Origin of the sequence: Acinetobacter sp. UBA991 (assembly GCF_002292065.1) — a bacterium.
Taxonomy (GTDB): Bacteria; Pseudomonadota; Gammaproteobacteria; order Pseudomonadales; family Moraxellaceae; genus Acinetobacter; species Acinetobacter higginsii.
Genome location: NZ_DBBF01000012.1, coordinates 96172 through 103477, shown reverse-complemented (window position 1 = coordinate 103477; position 7306 = coordinate 96172). Strand labels below are relative to the sequence as shown.

Annotated in this window: 4 protein-coding genes; 3 read left to right on the top strand and 1 reads right to left on the bottom strand. The window is 37.8% G+C overall.

Going from position 1 to position 7306, the window contains the following annotated elements; translation table 11 throughout:
- The first annotated feature begins 180 nt into the window (after window positions 1-180).
- On the top strand, window positions 181-5283 hold the full coding sequence (locus B2727_RS04920) for an Ig-like domain-containing protein (RefSeq protein WP_033133754.1): 5103 nt from the start codon (window positions 181-183) through the stop codon (window positions 5281-5283).
- 229 nt (window positions 5284-5512) lie between these two features.
- Here B2727_RS04920 and B2727_RS04915 read toward each other — a convergent pair whose 3' ends face one another.
- Complete coding sequence (locus B2727_RS04915; protein WP_004804274.1) at window positions 5513-5848, bottom strand: TIGR01244 family sulfur transferase; 336 nt, start codon at window positions 5846-5848, stop codon at window positions 5513-5515.
- A 122-nt stretch (window positions 5849-5970) separates the two neighbouring features.
- Here B2727_RS04915 and B2727_RS04910 point away from each other — a divergent pair, with 122 nt between their 5' ends.
- Both B2727_RS04910 and trxC read left to right on the top strand, forming a co-directional pair.
- Window positions 5971-6867: an alpha/beta hydrolase gene (locus B2727_RS04910; RefSeq protein WP_033133756.1), complete on the top strand. Its 897-nt coding sequence runs from the start codon at window positions 5971-5973 to the stop codon at window positions 6865-6867.
- Window positions 6868-7305: a thioredoxin TrxC gene (gene trxC, locus B2727_RS04905; protein ID WP_004655931.1), complete on the top strand. Its 438-nt coding sequence runs from the start codon at window positions 6868-6870 to the stop codon at window positions 7303-7305. It begins immediately after the preceding gene.
- Window position 7306 lies beyond the last annotated feature (1 nt).

Below are 7306 nucleotides of genomic sequence, written 5' to 3'. Positions count from 1 at the left end.
TTTTTTATGGCGTGGAATTTTCAGACAAAAATAACAGATATTAATGTTAAGCAGTTCACTTTCCTAAGGAATAAAGCTGGTATTACGAATTGATAAAATATATTATTTCGAGTAAATTTTTGTACAAAAGTCTTAATCGTATTGTAAGGCTAAATATTAAATAAGATGGAAATTATTGTTATGACATATTTCAAGGGTTTAAAAAAAATCGGGGTAAATACAACAGTATTAGCAACATCAGTTGCATTGGTTGCTTGTGGAGGGGGAGGGGGTGGATATTATGGAAATAATAATTCATCTGGGGATAATAATAGTAATGGAAATAATACAGGGGGCAATCAGTCGGAAACTGATACTTCGAAAGTAGCAGATAGTCTTAATATTATATTGCAAGATACAGAAGGCAAGACTTTACAAATTGCACAGGACAATAGTCAGGTTAAAGTTGCCGTTAAAGTTCTGAATGTCGATAAAGGTGGTGTTGCTGGCAAAGATGTTCGTTTAAGCATTGCTGATTCTGACAAATTAGGTGTAGCTAGCACAAATTCTAAAGTAACATCTGATGCAAACGGTGTTGCAGTCTTTACTCTGAATATTCCTGTATTACAAGCGGACTCAGGTAAGGTTCAACTCACAGCTGTTGTTGATGGCACCAAGATTTCTATTCCATATACTTTAAATATTAAAAAAACGACTACAATCGTAAGTGATTATAATCTAAGTGTTCCGCAGGGAGCGACCCTAAATTTACCAAATGGTTCTGTTGATCTTCCTGTAGTGGTTACGGATACTAAAGGTGGAGCAAAAGCAGGACAGACAATTGAGTTAAGCCTTCCTCAGGAAATGAATGGTAAGTTTGCTATAGAGCCTGGTTCATCTATTACAACTGATTCGCAAGGTAAAGCAACTTTCAAAATAATTCCAAATGCGGGACTTACAGCTGGTGATATTTCAGCATTTATTGGAAGTTCACAGAAACTCACGTTTAAACTGATTGATGAAAATCGTGCCGAAAAGCAAGAGGTGACTTCTTTAACTTTTAAAGATACTTCTAAAATTGTTAATGTTTTAGAGGTTATTACGCCAGAAGCTTCAATTAAAGCAAAAGCAGGTACGGCCAAAGTTCGTGTCTTTGCTAAAAATAGTAATGGTGATGTTTTATCAAATACTAAAGTAAAGTTAGCTGTTGATGCTATTGCAGATTCTTATGGTGTGAAACTTGATAAGATAGAAGCTATAACCAATACACAGGGTTATGCAGAATTTACGCTAACTAGTAATTCAGATTACCCAATCGCCTTGGCTCAACATGGAATTGAGCTTACAGCTACTTATACTGAAAATAGTCAGAATATTAATGGTAAGGCAACCGTTCAAGTTGTAACTGCAGACGAAACAGTAGAAGATCAAGAGGCGATTCAACGGTTAGAAGTTGCGTCATCATATAAAGTTAATGCCGTTGATGGTGTTGTTGAAGTTAAAGTCAAAGCAGTTAACTTTAAAGGATTAGGAGCTTCAAAGGGTAAAATAACACTAAGTTTAAATTCGGAAGCTCAATCGAATGGGGTAACATTTGAAGGCGCTGCAACTCGAGATATAAATGAAAATGGCTTTGTTACCTTTAAATTAAAAACAATTACTTCAGTCCCAAAACCGACGCAAAAGACAATCGATGCGCTAGTGAATGCTGGAATTATTGCAACATTTAAGGCTGGTAATAATGTTGAGAATAAAATAGAAATTTCTGTAGAGGATGCAGCAATTTCGACAGAGGCCCTACAATATTTGCAGATAGATCCTATTCTTGAATCATTTGATCCAAAAAAAGATCAAACAATTACAGTTAAGGTAAAAGCTATTGGTATTAAAGGTAGCCCTTTAAAGAATGAGAAAATTCTTTTCAACTCCTCAAACGAACAGTTACAAAGTTTAGGTTTGAGCTTGAAGGATCAGGCTGAGAAACAAACTGATGATACAGGTTATACTACTTATACTTTTGAATATAAATATAATACAAAACCAGAGCAACAAAATGCTGCAAATGAAGGGATTCTTTTAACGTTTTCTTCTATTTCTGATTCAGCAAAGACGCAAGCAGTTAAGTTAAATTTTGCTACACGTGATTTACCAGAACTTGATTATCTATCAGTTGATACGGATGGTGTTAAATCTATTGTTTTAGGTGTTGAAAAATTAATTACAGTAAGAGTAAAAGCAGTTAATAAACAAGGTAATGCCTTAACTAATCAAGAAGTTGGTTTAAGCGTAACAGATAGTATTTCACTCACAAAAGGAGTGTCATATGGATCGCCAACAAAGGTTACAACTGACAGTAATGGTACTGCTATATTCAATTTAAAAGTTAAACCTCAAAATCAAAGCGATTTTAATACTTTAATGCAAGGTATTGATATAAAGATTACTCCTACTGGAGCAGATACGAAATCTGTTTCGAGACATATTGAGTTATCTGCTTTAACTGTTGATGCTGAAGTGGATAGCAAAGTTGAACAGTTGATGATTGATCCAATTGTAAATGCATATAGTTCTGTACAGAATCAAAATATCGTGGTTAGAACCAAGGCATTAGACAATAAAGGTAATCCTTTAGTTAACGCACGTGTAAATATTACGCCATCACTATCGAACGCTGACATGAAAACGTTGCAGTTGAGCTTAGTGAGCCAAGCTGAGCAGATAACAGATGCGGAAGGTTATGTGACCTTTACATATAGTTATAAATATGATGGCACGCCAGAGCAGGCAGTATTAGCACACTCTGGTGTGGAATTTACTGTGAGTTCAGCAATTACAAATAAAATAGATAAAGTTGGGATTAAGTTTACTTCATTGCCAAAAGTATTGGATTACTTGAATGTAGCTATATCTAATTATGCTGTAACTTTAAATGGTACGGCAAAAGTAATTACCATTACAGTAGATGCTAAAGATATAGATGGTAATGTATTGCCAGGCCAAGTCGTTGGAATTGGCTTAAATGAAGCAGCTTTGCCAAATGGCGTGACACTTCTCACACCGACTTCAAAGGTCACTGATAGCAATGGTAAGGCAACATTCCAGATTAATATTGATCCAAAAACAGCAACTCAAATAGATAATTTAGATGCAAATGATTTGACAGTTGCAATTGTGGGGAAACGTCCAGATGGTACACAATATTCCGCTGTACAGAAAATTGAGTTATCTAAACCTACTGTAGTACTTCAAGATTTGGCCAATCTAGAAATTACTTCTGTAAATCCGAATCTTTCAGTTTTAGGTGGTGAAACGCGAGTTAAAGTAATCGCAAAAGATGCGGCAGGTAATGCAATTCCGAATACACCAATCACAGTTGCTTTATCTTCTCTAGTTTCTAGTCGTGTGTCATTAAGTGGCGTACCAACAACAACTAATAGTAAAGGCGAAGCTGAATTTACTGTCACTGTTTCTGAAGGTAAATATGATGAGAGCCTGATCAAAAATGGCATTATTTTTGCCATTGTTGGTACCAACTTGAATAATGGTGATCGCCTACAACAAACTAGTTCAATTGGTATTACTGCGCCTGCAAATTCATTAAATCCACGTTTGGTAGCTGATGTAAAAACAGTAACTGCGGGACAAACTGTAAAAGTTTATGCTTCTGTTAAAGATGAAATGGGGCTTAATACTGCAGCAGGCATTCCAATGCGTTTAAGTCTCAATTCAGAAGCGACTGCCGCTGGCGTAAAATTATCCAGCGAAGCTGTAGTTATACAAGCAAATGGTTCAGTTGCAGTAGATTTGATTATCCCTAAAGGGGTAAGTTCAGCAACATTAAGCTCCATTGTAGTGACAGGAATAATTCGCGACCCTCGTGGTAATGAAATCCCAACGAATTTAACGTTCACTGTTCAGGATGCAATCAATCCATATCATTTAACAATTGATAGTAATCGCGTGTCACTTAGCTCTGCAGGAGATACTGCATTAGTCACGGTGAAATTATTAGATAGCAATCAGGGTGGGGTTGCAAATCAACCTGTAACTTTATCTATTGCTGACCCTAGAACGGCTACTTCAATTAAAGGATCATCACAGATTGTGACGAATGAGTTTGGTGAGGCTGTATTTGAACTTTCAATGAAAGCAGTTGCTGGTTTAGTGTCTCCAATTCCAAATATTGTACTGACGGCAACTCATACTAATGAAAATGGTGTGGCGGTTTCACAGAATTCACAGCTTCAAGTTCATACACCGACAGCCCTAGCGCCACAACTTGATTTAAAAATTAAGGCATCTAAAGATAAGTTAAATGTTCGTGGTGATGCTGTAGATGTTTCAGTCCTTGTTACTGATATGAATGGCTCAAGCCAATCAGGCAAGGCGGTTACCTTAACAATTCCAGCTTACCAACAAAATGGAGCGTATATTAAGGGAGCCTCGACGCTTGAGAGTGATACAAATGGTTGGGTGAAATTTACTGTAGTAATAGACGAGTCTTTACGTGCAACTGGTTATGATTTTGTAACGAATGATCTAGTTGTTGAAGCTGTAGTAAAAGATACTCAGAATACTGAACGTCGTCAAAGTTATACAGTAGATGTTGTCCCATCAGAGGTTCCTGTAACGATTGGCTCAATTGATGTTAATGTGAATCCAACACAAATAGGTTCAACCAATAATGGTATTTATTATACCTTAGAAGGTTCGGTTCAATTATTAGATGTAGATGGTAAACCTGTCGCAAATCAGGATGTTGTATTAGACACTCGTCCGACATCATATTCATTAGGTAAATGGTTGTTTGCTATTCAAAAAGATCCTTGGGATCGAACAGTAACGCCATTCAAACTAAAAGGTGAATATCCATTTAATGATTTAAAAGCTTGGGTTAAGCCTGGAGATGATTACTATGCATTAAGTGGAGCTACTCCAGATTTAGGTACAACAAATAATACAGTATACGGTTGTGCAATTAATCCAGCTTCTACTTCATGGGTAGCAAATGGTAAAGCTTTACGTGTTGTCCGTTTGATAGGTAGTGACGCAAATCATCCTGCAACAGCTACTTACCGCACAGATAACTATGGGCGTTTTGACTTCCAAATTGAATACCCTAAAGCAAATGCACATTGGTTGAATGTCCAAATTGGTGCAAAAGCAACTCTTGCGCAAACCCCAGTTCGTGGCTATACCAATTTTACTTTACCTGCATTGAAGTCTGATTTTGCTACGGATGGTAGTTATGCACCTAATGAAATCAGTCCTTACAATACTCAGTCAATGACATGTTCTGACTAAAAAAATAAGAATAAAAAAACAGCACTTCGGTGCTGTTTTTTTATAAACTTGTACCCACACTCACCGTCGCTGTCGGGCGAACTTGGAAAGAGCTACAAGCTGAGATAGAGAGGATACATAACAGGACAATGGCGAGTTTTGACATGGTTCTTGATCTATTGAAAAAGAACCATCATCTTATAAATAGAAAGGTTTCACTATTTGGATCAGGTAATAAAATGTAATGAATTTAGTCGTCCAGTAAATCCATTTGTTTAGCAATCTGATATAAATTATTTGAACGGTTACCGGTACGACAGAACATTAAAATTGGTTTTGGCAGTTCATTATAATGATTGGCGAATGTACGGACATCGAGTTCAGTGATTTGCCCAGCAACAACCGGTTGATAGACATAGTCTAGACCTGCACTGCGCGCAGACTCTTCGATTTGGGCACTTGTAGGTTGTTCAGGACCACCTTCCAGATCTGGACGGTTATTAATAATCGATTTAAATCCTTTTTCAACCACTTGCTCAACATGCTCAGGGCCGATTTGACCTGCAAAACCAACATTCTCTGTCATCTTGTCACTCCAAAAACAAACAAAACATTTTATGCTCTATCATAGCATTAAGCTCGATCTTGAGTTTAAATGTCTATAGTAAATAAGTGATGATAATTAAAAGATAAGGCAATGGAGCGCGCATGCATACCTATACCGTTGAGCCGTTGTATGTTGCAAGTGGTGATGAAACCATCGCTGCGGATTTCTATTTACCTAAAGCCAATACCAAAGCTGCTGTGATTATCATGGCGCACGGCTTTGCAGGTTTGCGTCAATTTAAACTGGTTCAATATGCACAGCGTTTTGCCCAAGCAGGTTATGCAGTCATTTTATTTGATTATCGTTATTGGGGCGGCAGTACAGGGAAACCACGTGAATTGGTTTCACTCAGTGCCCAGCTTGATGACTGGAAAACCATGGTTCAATATGCTTCGAATTGCAAGCTGATTGATAGTCGACGGATTATTTTATGGGGAACCTCGCTTAGTGGTGGATATGCCTTAAGTTTAGCAACAGACCTGAAAAACATTCAGGCGGTCATGGTACAAGTCCCCTATGTTGATGGGGCTGAAACGGCCAAGCTTTACCCTTTGCAACGTTATCCCGAAGCATTAAAGCGTTCCAGTCAGGATTATATGGGCTCTAAGATGGGCTTGGTACCTAAAACCTTACCTGTGGTCGATCAATATCGACTGTGTTTCCTACCGACTTCAGATAGTTACTACGGATATCACTCGATTGTAAATCCAGATTATTACTGGAGTGGGGAAGTTCCTGCACGGGTGTTCTTTAATTTGATGCGTTATCGACCGATTCAGTTTGTACGGAAAATTAATATCCCTGTTTTATTTATTGCCGCCAAGCATGACTCCCTGATTCCAATTGAATCGAGTCGAGAAGCTGCGACCAATATTGCGCCATTTGTGAGCTATCATGAGTGGGAAATGAAACATTTTGATGTTTATCATGGTTCTTGGTTTGAAAAAGCAGTCACAACCCAATTAGAATTTTTACATCAACATATTGGAGTGATGTAGATGATTATTGTCTGTGCATCATGTGGTGCAAAAAATCGCGTACCCGAAGAAAAATTAGCAGTTCATCCTAACTGTGGACAATGCCATAAAGCGTTATTGCCTTTAGAGCCGATTGAACTGAATGAACAGAACTTTAGTAATTTTATCAGTAATTCAGATTTGCCCGTACTGATTGATCTATGGGCAGAATGGTGTGGTCCTTGTAAAATGATGGCACCTCACTTTGCTCAGGTCGCTAAGCAAAATCCCTATGTGGTTTTTGCCAAAATTGATACCGAAGCCAATCCACGTTTAAGTGCTGCATTTAATGTGCGGAGTATTCCGACTTTGGTCTTGATGAATAAAACCACGGAATTAGCGAGAATCAGCGGGGCATTACGTGCACCCGAGTTACAACAATGGCTAGACCAGCAATTACAGCAACACCAAGGACATTAAC

Coding starts and splice junctions, on each gene's coding strand:
- B2727_RS04910 (WP_033133756.1), top strand. CDS start 5,971: ATGCATACCTATACCGTTGAGCCGTTGTATGTTGCAAGTGGTGATGAA.
- trxC (WP_004655931.1), top strand. CDS start 6,868: ATGATTATTGTCTGTGCATCATGTGGTGCAAAAAATCGCGTACCCGAA.
- B2727_RS04920 (WP_033133754.1), top strand. CDS start 181: ATGACATATTTCAAGGGTTTAAAAAAAATCGGGGTAAATACAACAGTA.
- B2727_RS04915 (WP_004804274.1), bottom strand. CDS start 5,848: ATGACAGAGAATGTTGGTTTTGCAGGTCAAATCGGCCCTGAGCATGTT.